Raw genomic sequence first — 18,202 nt, forward strand, 5'->3', positions numbered from 1 at the left:
AAAGGAGCGTTACCTATGCAGCGTTACCTTGCTCTTCTATTAGCACTCATTCCTATTTCATTAGCAGTGCTAGGTATAAAATTAATGCGAGATACTGTATTCGGTATTCTTTTATCTCCAATCCCTGTATTATGGTTACAATTTTTAATGGGTATATTCTGCTTTGCAATTGGTTTTTATATCTTCGGTGGGTTCGTTTTATACCGCGATCGTAAACGAAACAAAGTACAAGCTCGTTTTCGAAGATAGGTAAACATAAAAAAATGAGACCTTTTCTAATAAGAGGTCTCATTTTTTTACTGGCAATAACGCTCTAGCCGTTTCTGGATAATCTGTAATAATTGCAGAAATGTTCATATCAAAATATTTCCGCATAACTGTTTCATCATTTATTGTATAAGGACGAACCTCTACCCCACTATCCATTGTTAATTCAGCAATCGCATCTTGGAGATAGCGATGATTCGGATGAATAGCAGTAGCTCCCATTTTTTTCGCATACGCCCATGGGCTATGTAAACCTTCTCGGTATAAAATAGCCGTTTGAATATCCGGAGCCATCATATGACATCTTTTTATACTGTAATGATTAAAAGACGAAAAAACTGTCCTCTCTTCTAAATCAAATTTTCGTATAAGTGTTATAACCTCTTCTTCTAAACCACGATACGGAATTTTATTATTTTTAAATTCAATATTCAGAAGTAATCGATTAGATTGCAGCCACCCTAATACTTCTTCTAATAAAGGAATCGGACAAAAACCTACCTTTTCCGAAAACTTGTGACTCGCATCCAATTTTCGCAAATCTTCATATAAGTAATTACGAACAGCTCCCTTTCCATTCGTTGTACGATCGACAGTTTCATCATGAATTACAACAACTTTTCCATCCTTCGTAAATTGCACATCTAATTCTATCCCATCTGCTCGAAACGATTCCGCAGCTTCAAATGAAATCATTGTATTTTCTGGATACGTCCCCGCCGCACCGCGGTGCGCAAATATATGAGTCATCCTCACTCCTCCAATCTATGCTATACTATACGAAAAAGGAGGTACTTCTATGAAACCATTACAAATTTCTCCAGAAACGGCAATTCGTCTATCAAAAGCTCTCGGTGTTCCACTTGAGCAAATCATGCATATGCCGCAGCACATTTTAGTTCAAAAGCTAGTTGAATTAGAAAAACAAAATAAAGATGAAGAGTAATATAGTCCTGTTTTTGCAGGGCTTTTTATTATTTCTCTTTACTATATTTTTATCTTATATATCATAATATCACAAGTAGTTTCTTACATAAATTTAAGAAACATATGTATAACAGAAATAGAGTTAATTAAATAAAGTGAAACTTTAATCAGTGGGGGTTTTCTTCATCCCCCACTGATTATCAGCCCTCACCAATCGGGCTTTTACTGGCAGTTTATCTCCCACTTAACTTCTTTAGAAAAGCGGAAGCGGCTCACTTAGAATCGCAGGACGCCCGCGTCCTAGGCAGAGAGGTGCTTTTTTCCTCGTTCAAAGGGGCAAAACGACCGGAGATTCTAGCCGCTAGAGCTGGACATTACTCCCGCCAAATTTTGAGGGGGAAGTATTACTGCCCGTTAATGCGGATAAATTAAATTTCTTCACCCTTTATTCGTCTTCATTATTTAAGCTTCTACTGACACCTATTTACTTCTATTAAACTTTATGACCAGGAATCCACTAACTAAAACAAGAAGGAGAGGTATCAGACAGCATCTCTCCTTCTTATCTATTTTTTATTCATAATAAACTGCGTGGTTATTATTTGCCTTCTTTATGGTTTATAGATGTTTTGTTATGTTCCGTTTTCACCCATGTATGTTGTTGTTTCCACTTGATTAATTCCATAATTTGGGCATATATAAACGTGTATGCATAATAGAAAATTGAGAAACTCATCTGAAGCAGTTTATATTTCCGATTTGTATCTACCTTGACTGCATAATACATACAAACAACAAATTGATAAGTAAACAGTACCAAAGAAATAATACTGGCTCCCAAAATCAGCGCCACGAGTCGTTTCCCTATATCCGGAATATCCTGATATGATTTCGTCACAATCACATAGCCAATAGCAATTAAAATTCCCATTAAGGTTATCGTCATTTGAACTGCACGTGTCATACCAAATAAGTAAAATAACTGGTCAATAATTTTCATCTTATCTTTTTCAGTAAATAATTTTCTCATCATCGGTTTAAAGTTCGTAAACGCTACATACCAATGCCCCTGCGACCAACGTGTGCGTTGCTTAATACTTACTTTAAAATTATCCGGTTTTTCATCATACACACGGACAAAATGATTCCATAGTATCCTTCCGTTATCTTTAACAATTTCCATTTCTAACTCTAAATCCTCTGTTAAAGAATCAAAACAAAAACCTCCATGTTTCATGAGGTACTCCATTTTAACAATAAATCCAGTTCCACCAATAGCATTCGGTAACCCAACACGATATTTCGCTAACTGGAAGAAACGATTTGTTAAATAATAACTCATAGCGTATCCAAGAGACAAATTAGTCGCCGAATTTTTGGAATCTAAATATATTTGAATCGCTTCTGGTTTTCCCTTTGCAATGTACTGCGAATTTAATTCTTGTAAAACATTAGAATCAATGTGATTATCGGCATCCAGAATCATTAAACAATCATATTTTCGTGTTAACTCTTCAAACCCTAAATAACGTAATGCATATTGCATTCCTGCTGGCTTACCGACTCCCTCGCGTGTAAATAACTGTTCACTTGTATTTATATATTGCATTCCTTTTTCTTCACAAATAGCACCTGTTCTATCAGAACTATTATCATTTACAACATAAATGTCATATAAATCGTCACGATATTGAATTTTTTTCAAATTGTCAATAGTTGAGCCAATTACCTTCTCCTCATTATGCGCTGCTACTAAGATTAAAAACTTTGTCTTATCTTCGACTAATTCATAATCCCGTTTTGCTCTACTAAAGCCAAAAAAAGATAATATCACATAATATAGAGTATTAACGTTAACATATAAAGTAATAAAAAAATATACCTAATAACACCGTTACTACTTTGCTGCCCACGAATTCCATTTTGATCCTCCTACAGCTTGCGTTTTAATTGAATATTCAGTCATTTTAAAGTGGAATAACAAATTATATACAATATTCAACCAATTTTTAATATGAACGAATAATTGTAACTATATAAAGGAAGGAAACTACTCAAATTCAAACAAAAAATACCACCAATCGTTTGATTCAAAAATTAATACAGGACAGTGTTTATCGCATTACATTAAATGTTATTTGTTGGCATAAAAAGAAATTTAGTGGTAACTTTACATTACCACTAAACACTAAAAAACCCTATAATATCACCCTTTATGATGCCTTATGTTCAAGCCTTAACTTATCTGCAACCATTGCGATGAATTCGGAATTCGTAGGCTTTGCTTTTGACATCGATACAGTATAACCAAATAAGGACGAGATTGAATCAATATTCCCACGACTCCATGCTACTTCAATCGCATGACGGATTGCTCGTTCCACACGGCTCGCTGTCGTGTTATATTTTTTCGCAATATCCGGGTATAAAACTTTTGTGATAGAGCCAAGGAGCTCGATATCGTTATATACCATAGAAATTGCCTCTCGCAAATACATATATCCTTTAATATGAGCTGGTACACCAATTTCGTGAATAATGCTTGTAATACTCGCATCTAGATTCTTCGGTTTTCCATCTACTGTTGTTGCAGATCGGAAAGATGGTAGTGGACGTTTAATTGCAGTATTCGCTTTACCGCTCACTTGACGAATATGACTCGTTAAATTTTCCATATCAAATGGCTTTAAGATGAAATAAGAAGCACCTAAATCAACTGCTTTTTTCGTTACATCTTCTTGTCCAAAGGCTGTTAACATGATGACATTTGGCTGCTTTAGTCGTTCAATATGTCGCATTTTCTCTAGTACCGCTAAACCATCTAAATGAGGCATAATAATATCTAAAACGAGTACATCTGGTTGTTTCTCTTTCAGTAAATTTAAACACTCTTGACCGTTATAAGCGATTCCAATCACTTCCATATCGTCTTGAGCAGCAACATAACTTTCTAACATTGATACGAGTTCCTTATTATCATCCACAAGACACACTTTAATTTTCTCCACAGCTTTTCCTCCCTTACCGAATCGATTCTCCCGACATGTGTAAGCTTCTAGGCTACATGAATTGTTCGACAATTGTGTGAAATTTCCCTTTTAAAGTTTCTTAATTTCCGATAAAATCACAAAAAAATATGTTTATCGTTCATTTATTTCCTTTCTTTACACATTCCATCATAGGATTACAACGAAACGTTCACTCTTTTCTTTTATTTTACAACAAAAAGCAGCTCTTGCGGAGCTTTTACAAAATTTCAACGAATTTCTCAAGAAAAAAGCAAGCTGATATGAATCAGCTTGCTTTTTTCTCTTGCTCATAAATATTAATTCCTGCTTCATGTAACATCCATTCAATATGGACACCATATCCTGAAGTTGGATCATTAACAAATACATGTGTAACAGCACCAATCATTTTTCCATTTTGAACAATCGGACTACCACTCATCCCTTGAACAATACCACCCGTTTTGGCCAACAGACGTTTATCTGTAACTTTTACAACCATTCCTTTTGTGGCTGGAAACTTTTGTGGTACTGTGCTTACGATCTCAATATCAAATGCCTCTACTTTATCTTGATCGATAACTGTTAATATTTTCGCTGGTCCTTCTTTCACTTGATGTGATAATGCAATCGGCATCCCTTCATCCATTATGCCATTTTTTATACCTGTATTTAACTTACCAAAAATACCAAACGGACTATTTGTTGTAATATTCCCAATCACTTCACGATCCGGTGAAAATCTTGCTAATTTCTCTCCTGGATTTCCATGACTACCACGCTCGATGGAAGTAACTGTCGAACGCACAATTTGTCCATCCTCTACTTGAATTGGTTTTTTCGTATCGTTATCAGAAATAACATGACCAAGCGCTCCATATTTCATGGAATCCGTATGAACAAAAGTCATCGTTCCAATGCCAGCAGCTGAATCACGAATATATAAACCAATTCGATAGGACGACTCACCATTATCTTTTTCTGGGGTTAGTTTTGTACGAATATACTTACCATCTCGTAATAAGACAAGGTTAAGTGGTTCACCTGTTTTTCCACTGTCATGAATGAAAGGTGCTACATCACTCATTCTCTCAATGGTTTTTCCATTAATTTCAGTAATCATATCCCCAACTTGTACACCAGCTACTTCTCCAGGTGATACTTTTCCTTTTTCAGTTTGAATTAAATGATGCCCAACAACAAGCACACCTTTTGTATTCAATTTCACTCCAATTGATTGCCCACCTGGAATTACTTTAAAATCTTTTAATACTTTAACATTTACTTTTTTTACCGGAAAGCCAGCAAGTTGAAAAACCATATCTGCTTCACCATTTTGGTGCGAATTTACTACAAGTCCAGATTTCTGTTCTTTATTTGAACTTACTGTAAAAACATTATGATTTGTGGATGAAGCCTGAAAAACCGGAAATGATGCTATTTCTGATTGTTGTCCCTCAAAAATAACGAGTTGCTTCGGGGATGAAATAAACGTACGAAGCGGTTTAAAACATCCGATAAAAATTAATGAAACAAGGAGACAAAGACCTATTATTTTTCGGAATTGCTCTAATTTCAATTCGTTCACTCTCCTCGCTCCTACCCCACATTCAGCCTAACGACTTCATCTTTTAATCTCTCCTTGCAATGCTCTGTTTATAACCGGAAGAATTAAGAAATCATCATTTGAGCAAAAAAGCTATCCATTATTGGATAGCCTCTGCTGTCTGTTTAAAACGATGTGCTTGCGTAAGTAACTCTTTTGCATGTTCCGTCGTTAAATCGGTAATTTCCACACCAGAAATCATTCGAGCAATCTCCGTTACCTTATCCTCTGTACTTAATACAGTAACTGATGTAATCGTCCGATCATTTGCAACTTGTTTACGAATAAATAAATGCGAATCCGCCATCGACGCTACTTGAGGTAAGTGCGTAATACAAAGTACTTGCGAGTTTACAGATACACGATAAATTTTTTCCGCAATCGCTTGTGCCACTCGACCACTCACGCCTGTATCTACTTCATCAAAAATAACAGATGCAACACCTTGATGCTTAGAAAAAATGCTTTTCAAAGCTAAAATAATGCGGGATAATTCTCCGCCAGAAGCTACTTTTGAAAGTGGTTTTAAAGGTTCACCTGGATTTGTTGAAATATAAAATTCCACATGATCATAGCCATCTACCGTAAGTTTCACTGGCGTCCCATCTACAAGCGGATCATCCATGATTCCGTCTCTTTTTGCAATCCTCACTTCAAATTTTGTTTTTTCCATATACAGTTCTTTTAATTCTTGGTGGATTGCGTTCGTAAGATGATCTGCAAGCTGATGGCGCATATTACTCAACAGCATTGCTTCCTTCAAAATCACGCTTTCTAATTCTTTTAATTTCTTTTTCGTCGTTTCAATATGTACATCTTTATTTTCAATTGTAAAAATTTCTTGCTCTATTTTATCAGCATACGCTAAAATCTCTTCTACAGTATTTCCATACTTTCTCTTTAGCATACGAATTTCATTTAAACGCGTTTCAATTTCATCTAAACGATTCGGGTCATACTCCATCATATCTAACTTTTCTCGAAGCTGATAGGCAACCTCTTCCAATAAGTAGTAGCTATTTGCAATCGAATCATGATTCTCTTGATACGCCTCATCTAGGTGCGTAATACTCTCCATTTGTCCCATTGCATTTCGTACATGGTCAAGTCCACTACCATCTTCACTTAATGAACGATATGCATCACCAAGCGCTTTATAAATTTTTTCGAAATTTGAGATTTTTAATCTCTCTTCCGTCAATTCATTTTCTTCATCAGCTTTCAAATCTGCTTTACGAATTTCTTCGTGCTGAAATTGAATTAAATCTAACCGATGTGCCATCTGTTGCTCATTCTCTGTTAAAGATTTAAGTTGTTTTTTTAGCTGCTCATACTCACCGTATACATCTTGATATATTTCTAATTGATTCGTAATCCGATCTCCATCGAAATGATCAAGCATAAACAAATGGCGTTCCTCATTCATCAAATCTTGGGTTTCATGCTGTCCATGAATATCAACAAGCGTTTTTCCAATTTCTTTTAATATACTCAATGTGACAAGCTTACCATTTATACGGCATACACTTTTTCCATTCGCAGCAATGTCACGCTTTAAAATGATCATCCCATCTTCAATTTCAATATCCAGCTCTTCAGCCTTCGCAATACACGGATGTTTATCATCCTCTATATAAAATAAGCCTTCAATTTCAGCTTTCTCTGTTCCGTACCTAACAAACTCTGCTGAACCACGGCCCCCAACAAGTAAGCTAATTGCATCAATAATAATTGATTTTCCGGCACCTGTTTCACCACTTAAAACTGTTAAACCTTTTTGAAAAGAAATATTTAATGACTCAATAATAGCAAAGTTTCTAATCGATAATTCCGATAACAATGCCCCATTCACCTCGTTATAAACTAATCCCCTACTAAGGGCTTTCGCTGAGCGCTTTTCACTCAAATAGTTATTATATGTACCATTTACTCTTCTAGCCCGCTTCATTGTACCAAACATTTGTTTTACGGGTCAATCCATCGATTCTCTAACTTCATTCTAAAAACTACAATACTTCGCTTTACATTTATCTATTTTCCCATAATAAAAAATATCTTGTTTACTTTCTGCTTTTAGCAAAAAAGTAAACAAGATTCTTTTTGTTACAACATATTTAAGAAACGATCTGATACAACACCTGTATCTTCAGGCGTACGGCAAATAATTAAGCAAGTATCGTCACCACAAATGGTTCCAATAATCTCATCCCATTCTAAATGATCAATAAGTGCTCCAAGCGCATGCGCATTACCAGGTAATGTTTTTAACACAAGCATATGTCCTGCTGTGTCTAACTTTACAAACGAATCCACGAGATTGCGTTTTAATTTTTGCAAGGGATTAAACCGTTGATCTGCTGGTAAGCTATATTTATAGCGACCATCATGTAATGGAACTTTTACTAAGTGCAACTCTTTAATGTCACGTGATACGGTTGCTTGCGTTACATTAAAACCTTCATTACGTAAGATATCAACTAGTTCATCTTGTGTTTCAATTTCTTTATTCGCGATAATTTCTCTAATTTTAATATGGCGCTGACCTTTATTCATACATTTGCACCTCACACTATCTCTTACCATAGTTTAAACATTGGTATACTTCACTTATTTATGTTAACTTATAATCGTTTACTTGTACATAATTGTTTTTACAATCATTATACAATTCCAACAAAAAGAGGAACAACAACAGTTATTCCCCTTTCCCTTTTTGTTTTAAAATTTCATGAGCTTCTGTTACCACTTGTCTTACAGAAGCTAGAGAATGATTTTCACCACTCTCACGCTCACCATGCCATTTTAAATGAATTAAAAACTCAATATTTCCGTCCCCACCTGTAATTGGAGAGAATGTTAAGTTTTCAACATCATATCCTTCTTTTATTGCAAAATCCACTATCATTTCTACGACAGCTTCATGAACTTTACGATCACGAACAATGCCTTTATTCCCAACTTGCTCTCTTCCAGCTTCAAATTGTGGTTTAATTAAAGCCGCAACATCACCATTTGGAGTCAATATCGTTTTTAAGACTGGAAGAATTAATTTTAATGATATAAATGAAACATCAATGCTAGCAAACTGCGGCAAACCACGCTCTAAATCAGCCGGTGTTACATAACGAAAATTCGTTCGTTCCATAACAACAACGCGCTCATCTTGACGCAATTTCCAAGCAAGTTGATTGTAACCTACATCTAAAGCATAAGATAGCTTTGCACCATTTTGCAACGCACAATCTGTAAAACCACCAGTTGATGAACCAATGTCTAACATAACTTTATCTTGTAAATCAAGGTGAAAAGTCTCTAATGCCTTCTCTAACTTATAACCACCACGGCTTACATATGGCATAACTTGTCCTTTTACCGTAATCGGTGTATCTTGTGGAACTTTTTCCCCTGGCTTATCGAGTCTCATTTCATTTGCATATACAAGTCCCGCCATAACAGCGCGTTTTGCCTTTTCACGCGTTTCTATAAGCCCTCGTTCTACTAATAGTACATCTACTCTTTCTTTTTTTACACTCATTTGTTACGCCCTTTTTTGTTTTGATGGAATCATTGTATGAATACGGTCCACAACAGCATCTGTCGTTAAACCAATTTCTTCTAATAGCTTTGTAACACTACCATGCTCAATGAAATGATCCGGAATACCCATTCGTTCAATTAAATTACTATGATACCCATGGTCAGTAGCAAATTCAACTACACCTGTTCCAAATCCGCCAATTAAGCAAGCTTCCTCAATGGTTAAAATTGGCATATTCTTACCTAAAAGTTCATGTAAATACGTTTCATCCATCGGCTTAATAAAGCGAGCGTTTACTACTTTCACTGAAATACCAGCCTTTTCAAGACGCTCCGCTGCTTCCATCGCCATCGGAATTGTTGTACCAAACGTTAAAATTGCCGCTTGCGTGCCTTCTTTTAACGTTTCCCATGTCCCAATTGGAATAGCCTGCAATTCGTCATCCATTGGAACACCAAGCCCATTTCCACGTGGATAACGCAGAGCAATTGGACCATCTTCATATTGCATTGCCGTGTACACTAAATGCTGACCTTCATTTTCATCTTTCGGCATCATGAGCACCATATTCGGCAAGTGACGTAAAAACGCAATATCAAATACACCTTGATGCGTTTCACCATCCGCTCCAACTAGTCCTGCACGGTCAATTCCAATGAAGACATTTAAATTTTGACGACATATATCATGAACAACTTGATCATATGCCCGTTGCAGGAATGTTGAATAAATCGCTAAAAACGGCTTCATTCCTTGCGTTGCCATTCCAGCCGCCATTGTTGTCGCATGCTGTTCAGCAATTCCAACATCAATCATACGATCTGGAAACTCTTGATGAAATTTCTCAAGTTTAGATCCAACTGGCATCGCTGGTGTAATAGCTACAATCCGCTCGTCCGTTCTTGCAAGCTTACGAACTGTCTCACTCACAACGGCACTCCATGCTGGTGCAACTTCTTTCGGCTTCACAAAATCACCAGATTCGATTTTATATGGACCTGTTCCATGCCAAGTTCCAATTACATCGCTCTCTGCTGGTTTATATCCTTTTCCCTTTTTCGTAATCACATGAACAAGTACCGGGCCTTTTGTTTTCTTTGCATATTGAAGCGTTTCAAATAGGTTTTCATAACTATGTCCATCCACAGGACCTAAATATGTAAACCCTAACTCTTCAAAAAAGACACCTGATACAAGCAAATATTTTAAGCTATCTTTTACTTTTTCTGCTGTTGCTGCCACTTTCCCGCCAACTGCTGGGATTTTCTTGAGTAAATATTCTAACTCATCTTTCACCCATTGATATTTTCCAGCAGTACGCAGACGGCCTAGAACATTATGAAGAGCGCCAACATTCGGAGCAATCGACATTTCATTATCATTTAAGATAACAATCATATCTGTCTTTTCATGCCCAATATGGTTTAATGCTTCTAAAGCCATTCCACCAGTCAAAGCACCATCCCCAATAATCGGTATAACACACTCTTTCGTTTTCTTTAAATCACGTGCTAGAGCCATTCCCATTGCAGCGGATAATGAAGTCGAACTATGACCTGTTTCCCATACATCATGCTCACTTTCACAGCGCTTCGGGAAACCACATAGGCCTCTATATTGTCTTAATGTGCCAAACTCTTTTGCACGCCCTGTTAAAATTTTATGTACATAGGATTGATGTCCTACATCCCATAAAAATTTATCTTTTGGACTATCGAATAATTTATGCAGAGCAATTGTGAGTTCTACTACACCTAAGTTAGGAGCAATATGTCCACCCGTTTGAGAGAGCTCTTCAATTAAAAACTTCCGAATATCCTCACTCAATGCCTCTAGTTCACTGATAGACATATCTTTCAAAAAACTAGGGTTTTGAATTTGCGTTAGATCCACATGGATCACTCACTTTCGTTTCATAATCTGTCAACATGTAAAATACTGTAAAAACATTTGCAAAACACAAGAAATTCTTCAATATCTTTCCTATTACGCTCTATTCTATCGTGCTTGAATAGACAATCTGCCATCTTTCTCTACGTTCTTAGAAAGCGAGATATGCCTTTCAGCTAAGAAGCCGCCAGTTATCGTCACTTCTCTATCGATGAAAAAAGAGCCGCTAACACAAAGTGATAACGGCAACGTAATCTAGATATATTTTTGCCAATAACAAGTAAAGAAAAACCTTTTTCTACATTTATACCACAAAATGATAAATGACTCAACAAATGAAAACGCTCTTACATTAGTTATTACGCTTTGCGATTAAATCACAAATAGATAATAAATGCTCATCTTTTAATTGTAAAGATGCAATCGCATCTTTCGCCTTGACAATTGTTTCTTCTAAGATACATTTTGCCTCATCTATAGTAAATAACGTCGTATATGTACTTTTTTCATTGGAAGCGTCACTACCAATAGGTTTTCCGATTTCTTCTTCTGTACCTTCTACATCTAAAATATCATCGCGAATTTGGAAAGCCAGACCAATATATTTTGCAAATGCAAGTAGTTTTTTCTCTTGTTCTGGTGTTGCTCCTGCAAGTATAGCTCCTGCAAGCACAGCATATTCTAATAATCGGCCTGTTTTGTGCTTATGAATATATTCTAATTCTCTAAGCGTAAGCTGCTTTCCTTCCGCTTCCATATCTGCTACTTGTCCAGCAACCATCCCTTCTGGCCCAGCTGCTTTTGCAAGTTCAAGAGCAAGCCTTAGCTTTGTTTCTGTAGAAACATCTTGATAATTGTACGCTGTCACTGCCTGAAAAGCATAGGTCAACAAGCCATCTCCTGCTAAAACGGCCATCGCTTCACCAAACACTTTATGGTTTGTTGGTTTTCCTCGTCTTAAATCATCATCATCCATACATGGTAAATCATCGTGAATTAACGAATATGTATGAATCATTTCAAGAGCACAAGCTGCTCCTATACCTAATTCTCTTTCTTTTTCAAACGCTTGCAACGTTGCAAATAAAAGTAACGGACGGAGACGTTTTCCGCCCGCTTCCAATGAATATATCATCGCTTCGCGAAGTACATTTGGACATTGTAATTGATTTGCATAGCGCACAAGCTGCTCCTCAACGAAAGCTTTACTTTCTTTCACAAAAGCATCAAAAGCTACATATGCCACTATGCTTCATCTCCTACAGCAGTAAATGGTTTAAGTTCTCCATCCTCTCCAAGGATAACTGCCATTTGTTCTTGAACATCTTTTAATTTCTCATCACATAGCTTAGATAACTCCATACCTTCTTTAAAATATGAAATTGCCTCTTCTAATGGAACATCACCTTGTTCAAGCTTAGAAACAAGTTGTTCAAGCTGAGAAATCGCTTCTTCAAAACTTAATTTATTTTCCATTGTTCAATTCACGCTCCTCTATGCCCGATACGTTACAATCTAACACTCCATCTTGTAATTGTACGGAAACACCCTCACCAAGGCTAACATCTTTCACGCTTTTTAACACTTGCTTTTTCTCGCTATATACGAGCCCATATCCCCTCATCATTACTTTAAGTGGACTAAGTGCTTCTAGTTGCTGAGCCGCCCTCATAAAAGTAAACTCTTTCGTTTGCAGCAATGTTTGCATTTCACGTTGTAATTGCTTTTGCAACATTTCTACCCTTGTCTTCGTTTGCAAAATCTTTTGAGATGGATGATGCTTCTCAACATAAAATGAGAGCTGTTTCAATTGATTTACCTTTTTCTCTATATAACGTTCTTTCGCTAAAATAAGCTGCTCAAGAGTGCGATCTAACTGCTCTTCTTTTTGCTCGTACACTTGCTTTGGATAACGAAATGCATACGATTTTTGAAGGGTTTGCAGTTGTTCTTGCTTTTTATATAACATCTCTCGCATTGCTCTTTGCATACGAAGAGTTCTTTGTAACACTTTCTCTTGTAATTCAAGTATATTCGGTGCTGCAAGTTCTGCTGCTGCCGTTGGAGTTGGCGCACGTAAATCTGCTACAAAATCAGCGATTGTAAAATCTGTTTCATGCCCAACAGCTGAGATGATTGGAATTTCACTTGTAAAAATCGCCCGTGCAACACTTTCTTCATTAAAGGCCCATAGTTCTTCAATAGAACCACCCCCACGACCAACAATCAATACATCTATCTCTTTCATCTCATTCGCTGTTTGAATCGCTTGTACAATTGAGGGAGCCGCAGACTCCCCTTGTACAAGTACCGGAAATACAATCACATTCCCAATTGGATAACGGCGTTTAATTGTCGTTATAATATCTCGAATCGCAGCTCCTGTTGGTGATGTAATGACACCAATTGTTTTGGCATAGGCAGGAATTAGTTGTTTATAAACTTGAGAAAACAGCCCTTCCTCCTCTAATCGAACCTTTAATTGCTCGTAAGCTAAGTGAAGATTCCCAACCCCATCAGGCTGCATATCCTGAATATAAATCTGATAGGAACCACTCGCTTCATAGACAGAAATTTTCCCTTTTACAAGTACCTTCATTCCATCTTCTGGTCTAAACTTTATATTACGATTATGCCCCGCAAACATAACCGCTGCTATCCTTGCATTTTCATCCTTTAATGTGAAATACATATGGCCACGGCTATGATATTTAAAGTTTGAAATTTCTCCTTTTAACCAAACAGACTGCAGATGCGGGTCATACTCTATTTTTGTTTTTATATAGCGTGTTAATGCTGTAACGGTTAAATATTGCTTTTCCATCTCTCTCTCCTCATAGCCGATTCAAATTATTTACAAGCAACTCCTGCACGTTTTGCAGATTCAACTGTATTATGAAGGAGCATTGTAATTGTCATTGGGCCGACTCCTTTTGGTACTGGTGTAATATAGCCTGCGATATCCAGTACATTATCAAAATCAACATCACCGCATAGTTTTCCTGTTTCTAAGCGATTGACACCAACATCAATTACAACTGCACCTTCTTTTATATAGTCAGCTGTTACCATTTTTGGTCTTCCAACAGCTACAATTAAAATATCAGCTAACTTTGACAATTCTTTTATATTCTTCGTTTTGGAGTGACAGTATGTTACAGTTGCATTTTCATTTAAAAATAGCTGTCCCACTGGTTTCCCAACGATATTACTTCTTCCAATCACCACAACATGTTTTCCTGAAATATCAAGATTTGTTTCTTTTACTAATTCCACGATGCCATGCGGTGTACACGGAAGGAATGTATCTTGACCTGTCATCATACGGCCAACGCTGATTGGATGGAATCCATCTACATCCTTTTCAGGTGAAATTCTTTCAATGATAGCTTTCTCTTCAATATGTTTCGGTAAAGGTAATTGTACTAATATTCCATTAATACGGTCATCCTCATTTAAGCGATCGATTTCAGCTAACAAACGCTCTTCTGTAATTGTATCTGGAAACTCAATTAACTCTGAATAAATCCCAACTTGTTCACAGCCCTTTTCTTTTCCTTTTACATAAGAACGAGATGCTGGATCTTCTCCAACTAAAATAACTGCTAATCCTGGTACAATCCCTTGCTCTTTCAACTTCACAACTTCTTCTTTTAATTGTGCTCGTTTTTTCTCCGCAACTTCATTTCCTTTGATGATTACTGCTACCATTTTAAGATTCCCCCTTAAAGAAATTAAAGTGTGTCTTTTATATTAGATAAAACGCCGTTTATAAAACGACGAGATTCCTCATCCCCAAATGTTTTTGCAATTTCAATTGCTTCATTAATTGTTACATTGTGTGGAATTTCTTCCATGTACTTCATTTCATACACAGCTAGACGTAAAATACTGCGGTCTACAATACTAATACGTTCTAATTTCCACTTTTTTAAATTTTGACGAATTGCTTCATCAATTGTTTCTTTATGTTCTACAAAACCAACAACAAGTGATTCTAAAAACTCATTTGTTTCTTCGCCTTCTTCTAGCGTATTTTCCACCGCTACTTTCGGCTCTAATTCTCCAGTAATGTCCATTTGATATAATGCTTGCATGGCTCTTTCTCTAGCCGTCCTACGTTTCATTGTAACTCTCCTTTATGCTTCAAGTCTTTCCTTATGTTTTGTTATATTATTATAATTTATAAGCCGTCAATTTACTTACTCTTACAGTTTTCATTGATTTTTCAACCTTATAATACAATGATAATAACACAATTTGTCGTTTCATACACGAGTTACAAGGCTGAAAAATAATAAAAAGATTAACTTCAAGTTCCATATCCTATCACAATGTACGTTTTTTGGAAAAACGCATCATCTCTTTTTATATTTTTTATTTTTGAAATAGTATAATAATTAGAGTTTTTGTGCATGAAGAGATGAAACGAGAAAAAAGGTGCCCATTTGACAAGGCACCTTCCCATTTTTACACTGGCTCGATTTCTGTTTTTTGCGTTTCGAATGTTACGCCAACGATGTGAACATTCACTTCTTTCGGCTCAAGACCCGTCATTGTAAAGAGCGCTTGGCGAATATTATCTTGAATTTTTTGTGCAACAACTGGGATGGCTACACCAAAATACATGACAACATAAACGTCAACGATAATATCGTCGTTTACTAATTCAACCTTCACGCCTTTACCGTGATTTTTCTTTCCTAACTTCTCAACAACATCTGTAGCAAAGTTCCCACGCATTGCTGCTACACCATCTACTTCAGCAGCAGCGATGCCTGCGATTACTTCAATTACTTCCGGTGCAATTTCTACTTTTCCAAGGGTTGTATCTTGACCCATATCTAACATATGTTCAGCCATGAAAAAAACCTCCTTTAAATGTATCACTGCGTCACAAGCTCATGCTCTTCCAAGAATTTCGTATTAAATTCCCCTTTTATAAAGTCAGGATGATCTAGCAATTGTAAATGGAACGGGATTGTCGTATGTACGCCTTCAATGACAAATTCACTAAGCGCTCGCTTCATTTTTGCAATTGCTTCTTCACGTGTTTTCCCATGAACAATTAATTTTGCAATCATTGAATCATAAAAAGGTGGTATTGAATATCCAGGATAAACAGCTGAATCGACGCGAATACCATATCCTCCTGGCGGTAAATACATTTCTACCTTACCTGGAGACGGCATAAAGTTTTTGGCAGGGTTTTCCGCATTAATTCGACATTCCATTGCCCAACCGTTAAATTGTACTTCTTCTTGCTGTAACGATAGTGTTTCCCCAGAAGCAACACGAATCTGTTCTTTAATTAAATCCACCCCTGTTACTAGCTCTGTAACCGGATGTTCTACTTGAATTCGTGTGTTCATTTCCATAAAGTAAAAACTTTTCGTTTTATATTCATAAATAAACTCAACCGTACCAGCACCTGTATAATCAACCGCTACCGCTGCTTTTACTGCCGCTTCACCCATTTCCTTGCGAACGTTGGCATCAAGTGCAGGCGAAGGACTTTCTTCTATCAATTTTTGCAAACGGCGCTGAATTGTACAATCACGCTCTCCTAAATGAATCGCATTGCCATGTGTATCTGCCATTATTTGAATCTCAACATGGCGGAAATCTTCAACGTACTTTTCTAAGTATACACCAGGGTTTCCAAAAGCGGTACTAGCTTCTTGCTGTGTAATTTGAATTCCTTTTACAAGCGCCTCTTCATCGCGAGCAACACGAATTCCTTTTCCGCCGCCACCCGCAGTTGCTTTAATAATGACCGGATATCCAATTTGATTTGCAAGTTCTATCGCTTCTTCTGTGTTTTTTATAATTCCTTGTGAACCTGGTACAATCGGAACCCCTGCTTCTTTCATTGTATCACGAGCAACGTCTTTTGTACCCATTTTTGAAATTGCCTCAGGACTAGGACCAATAAAAATTAAATTACACTCACGGCATAGTTCTGCAAAATCTGCATTCTCCGCTAAAAATCCATAACCAGGATGAATTGCATCACAGCCTGTTAATTTTGCAACGCTTATAATATTTGTCAAATTTAAATAGCTTTCTTTCGACAGTGTCGGTCCAACGCAATACGCTTCATCTGCGATTTGCACATGAAGTGATTCTTTATCCGCTTCTGAATAAATAGCTACTGTTTCAATATTCATTTCTTTACAAGCACGAATAATTCGTACAGCAATTTCTCCACGATTGGCTATTAATACTTTTTTTATCATCACAAAGACTCCCTTATTACGCTTTTACAAGAAATAGCGGTTGTCCATACTCAACAAGTTGTCCGTTGTTAACAAGAATTTCAACAATTTCTCCAGTTACTTCTGCTTCAATTTCATTAAAGAGCTTCATCGCTTCAACAATACAAACGACTTTCCCTTCTGAAACACGATCACCAACACTTACATATGCAGGCGTATCCGGCGAAGAAGAAGCATAGAATGTTCCAACCATCGGCGATGTAATTTTATGTAAATTTTCATCTTGAACAGTTTTCTTTTCTTCCTGCTTGGGTGCTTCTACTTGCGCCGCTGCTACCGTCGTTTCAAGTTCTACCGCTGGTGTTTGTAATGCTGTTTTTGCCGCTGGAGCTGCTTGCACAGAAACAACTTCATTACCACGTTTTTTCATTTTTATTGTGGTACCATCTTTTTTGTATTCAAATTCATCAATGTTAGAGCTATCAATTAACTTAATTAATTCACGAACTTCTTGAATTTTAAACATGTAAAATCCACTCCCATATACTTGTTTGTCTCGCTCTTACAGATACGAACATATAAAAACAAGCTACGTTGTCTGTAAAGATACGATTCATTCTACTAGAAAAATCATTCCTATCACATTTTCTAATAGAAACTTTTGCTACTCTCATCTTACGATAAATATTTTCAACATTCCAATTTATATTTCTTTACAATAAATCGAAATTCCTGTAAAAATATTATT

Annotated in this window: 17 protein-coding genes and 1 pseudogene; 2 read left to right on the top strand and 16 right to left on the bottom strand. The window is 36.6% G+C overall.

What is annotated here, in order from left to right; translation table 11 throughout:
• Window positions 1–15: 15 nt before the first annotated feature.
• Window positions 16–249, top strand: a complete 234-nt coding sequence (locus tag KFD70_RS16760; RefSeq protein WP_336450035.1) for a DUF2627 domain-containing protein — start codon at window positions 16–18, stop codon at window positions 247–249.
• Between the two features lie 39 nt (window positions 250–288).
• Here the strand turns inward: KFD70_RS16760 and KFD70_RS16765 are convergent, their stop codons facing one another.
• Window positions 289–1,017: a glycerophosphodiester phosphodiesterase gene (locus KFD70_RS16765; RefSeq protein ID WP_336450036.1), complete on the bottom strand. Its 729-nt coding sequence runs from the start codon at window positions 1,015–1,017 to the stop codon at window positions 289–291.
• A 49-nt stretch (window positions 1,018–1,066) separates the two neighbouring features.
• On the opposite strand from KFD70_RS16765, the gene KFD70_RS16770 reads away from it, so the two are divergent.
• On the top strand, window positions 1,067–1,213 hold the full coding sequence (locus tag KFD70_RS16770) for a YycC family protein (RefSeq protein ID WP_174099073.1): 147 nt from the start codon (window positions 1,067–1,069) through the stop codon (window positions 1,211–1,213).
• Between the two features lie 579 nt (window positions 1,214–1,792).
• Here the strand turns inward: KFD70_RS16770 and KFD70_RS16775 are convergent.
• The 15 genes and pseudogenes from KFD70_RS16775 to accB form a co-directional block, all read right to left on the bottom strand.
• Window positions 1,793–3,116 (bottom strand): annotated as a pseudogene (locus KFD70_RS16775) (glycosyltransferase family 2 protein).
• Window positions 3,117–3,407: 291 nt separating this feature from the next.
• A complete protein-coding gene (gene spo0A / locus KFD70_RS16780; RefSeq protein WP_241814720.1) occupies window positions 3,408–4,202 on the bottom strand; it encodes a sporulation transcription factor Spo0A in 795 nt (264 codons plus the stop codon).
• 286 nt (window positions 4,203–4,488) lie between these two features.
• Window positions 4,489–5,790, bottom strand: coding sequence for a SpoIVB peptidase (gene spoIVB, locus KFD70_RS16785; RefSeq protein WP_336450037.1), 1,302 nt, complete (start codon window positions 5,788–5,790; stop codon window positions 4,489–4,491).
• 118 nt (window positions 5,791–5,908) lie between these two features.
• Complete coding sequence (gene recN / locus KFD70_RS16790) at window positions 5,909–7,648, bottom strand: DNA repair protein RecN (protein ID WP_336450038.1); 1,740 nt, start codon at window positions 7,646–7,648, stop codon at window positions 5,909–5,911.
• Window positions 7,649–7,911: 263 nt separating this feature from the next.
• Complete coding sequence (argR, locus tag KFD70_RS16795) at window positions 7,912–8,361, bottom strand: arginine repressor ArgR (RefSeq protein ID WP_001032579.1); 450 nt, start codon at window positions 8,359–8,361, stop codon at window positions 7,912–7,914.
• Between the two features lie 142 nt (window positions 8,362–8,503).
• Window positions 8,504–9,343, bottom strand: a complete 840-nt coding sequence (locus KFD70_RS16800) for a TlyA family RNA methyltransferase (RefSeq protein WP_336450039.1) — start codon at window positions 9,341–9,343, stop codon at window positions 8,504–8,506.
• A gap of 3 nt (window positions 9,344–9,346) precedes the next feature.
• On the bottom strand, window positions 9,347–11,239 hold the full coding sequence (gene dxs, locus KFD70_RS16805) for a 1-deoxy-D-xylulose-5-phosphate synthase (protein ID WP_336450040.1): 1,893 nt from the start codon (window positions 11,237–11,239) through the stop codon (window positions 9,347–9,349).
• A gap of 349 nt (window positions 11,240–11,588) precedes the next feature.
• The gene (locus tag KFD70_RS16810; protein ID WP_336450041.1) at window positions 11,589–12,482 is read right to left on the bottom strand and encodes a polyprenyl synthetase family protein; all 894 of its coding nucleotides are present in this window, start codon (window positions 12,480–12,482) and stop codon (window positions 11,589–11,591) included.
• Window positions 12,482–12,712, bottom strand: a complete 231-nt coding sequence (gene xseB, locus KFD70_RS16815; RefSeq protein WP_241814725.1) for an exodeoxyribonuclease VII small subunit — start codon at window positions 12,710–12,712, stop codon at window positions 12,482–12,484. Before xseB ends, KFD70_RS16810 begins: the two co-directional genes overlap by 1 nt.
• Window positions 12,702–14,060, bottom strand: a complete 1,359-nt coding sequence (xseA, locus tag KFD70_RS16820) for an exodeoxyribonuclease VII large subunit (RefSeq protein ID WP_336450042.1) — start codon at window positions 14,058–14,060, stop codon at window positions 12,702–12,704. Before xseA ends, xseB begins: the two co-directional genes overlap by 11 nt.
• Before the next feature lie 26 nt (window positions 14,061–14,086).
• Window positions 14,087–14,947, bottom strand: a complete 861-nt coding sequence (folD, locus tag KFD70_RS16825) for a bifunctional methylenetetrahydrofolate dehydrogenase/methenyltetrahydrofolate cyclohydrolase FolD (protein WP_017150887.1) — start codon at window positions 14,945–14,947, stop codon at window positions 14,087–14,089.
• Between the two features lie 23 nt (window positions 14,948–14,970).
• Complete coding sequence (gene nusB, locus KFD70_RS16830) at window positions 14,971–15,363, bottom strand: N utilization substance protein NusB (RefSeq protein ID WP_336450043.1); 393 nt, start codon at window positions 15,361–15,363, stop codon at window positions 14,971–14,973.
• A gap of 343 nt (window positions 15,364–15,706) precedes the next feature.
• Complete coding sequence (locus KFD70_RS16835; RefSeq protein ID WP_017150885.1) at window positions 15,707–16,099, bottom strand: Asp23/Gls24 family envelope stress response protein; 393 nt, start codon at window positions 16,097–16,099, stop codon at window positions 15,707–15,709.
• A gap of 23 nt (window positions 16,100–16,122) precedes the next feature.
• The gene (gene accC / locus KFD70_RS16840) at window positions 16,123–17,475 is read right to left on the bottom strand and encodes an acetyl-CoA carboxylase biotin carboxylase subunit (protein WP_174099063.1); all 1,353 of its coding nucleotides are present in this window, start codon (window positions 17,473–17,475) and stop codon (window positions 16,123–16,125) included.
• Between the two features lie 16 nt (window positions 17,476–17,491).
• Window positions 17,492–17,980: an acetyl-CoA carboxylase biotin carboxyl carrier protein gene (gene accB, locus KFD70_RS16845; protein WP_336450044.1), complete on the bottom strand. Its 489-nt coding sequence runs from the start codon at window positions 17,978–17,980 to the stop codon at window positions 17,492–17,494.
• Between the last annotated feature and the right edge of the window lie 222 nt (window positions 17,981–18,202).

Source organism: Bacillus pfraonensis (assembly GCF_050768835.1).
GTDB lineage: Bacteria > Bacillota > Bacilli > Bacillales > Bacillaceae_G > Bacillus_A > Bacillus_A pfraonensis.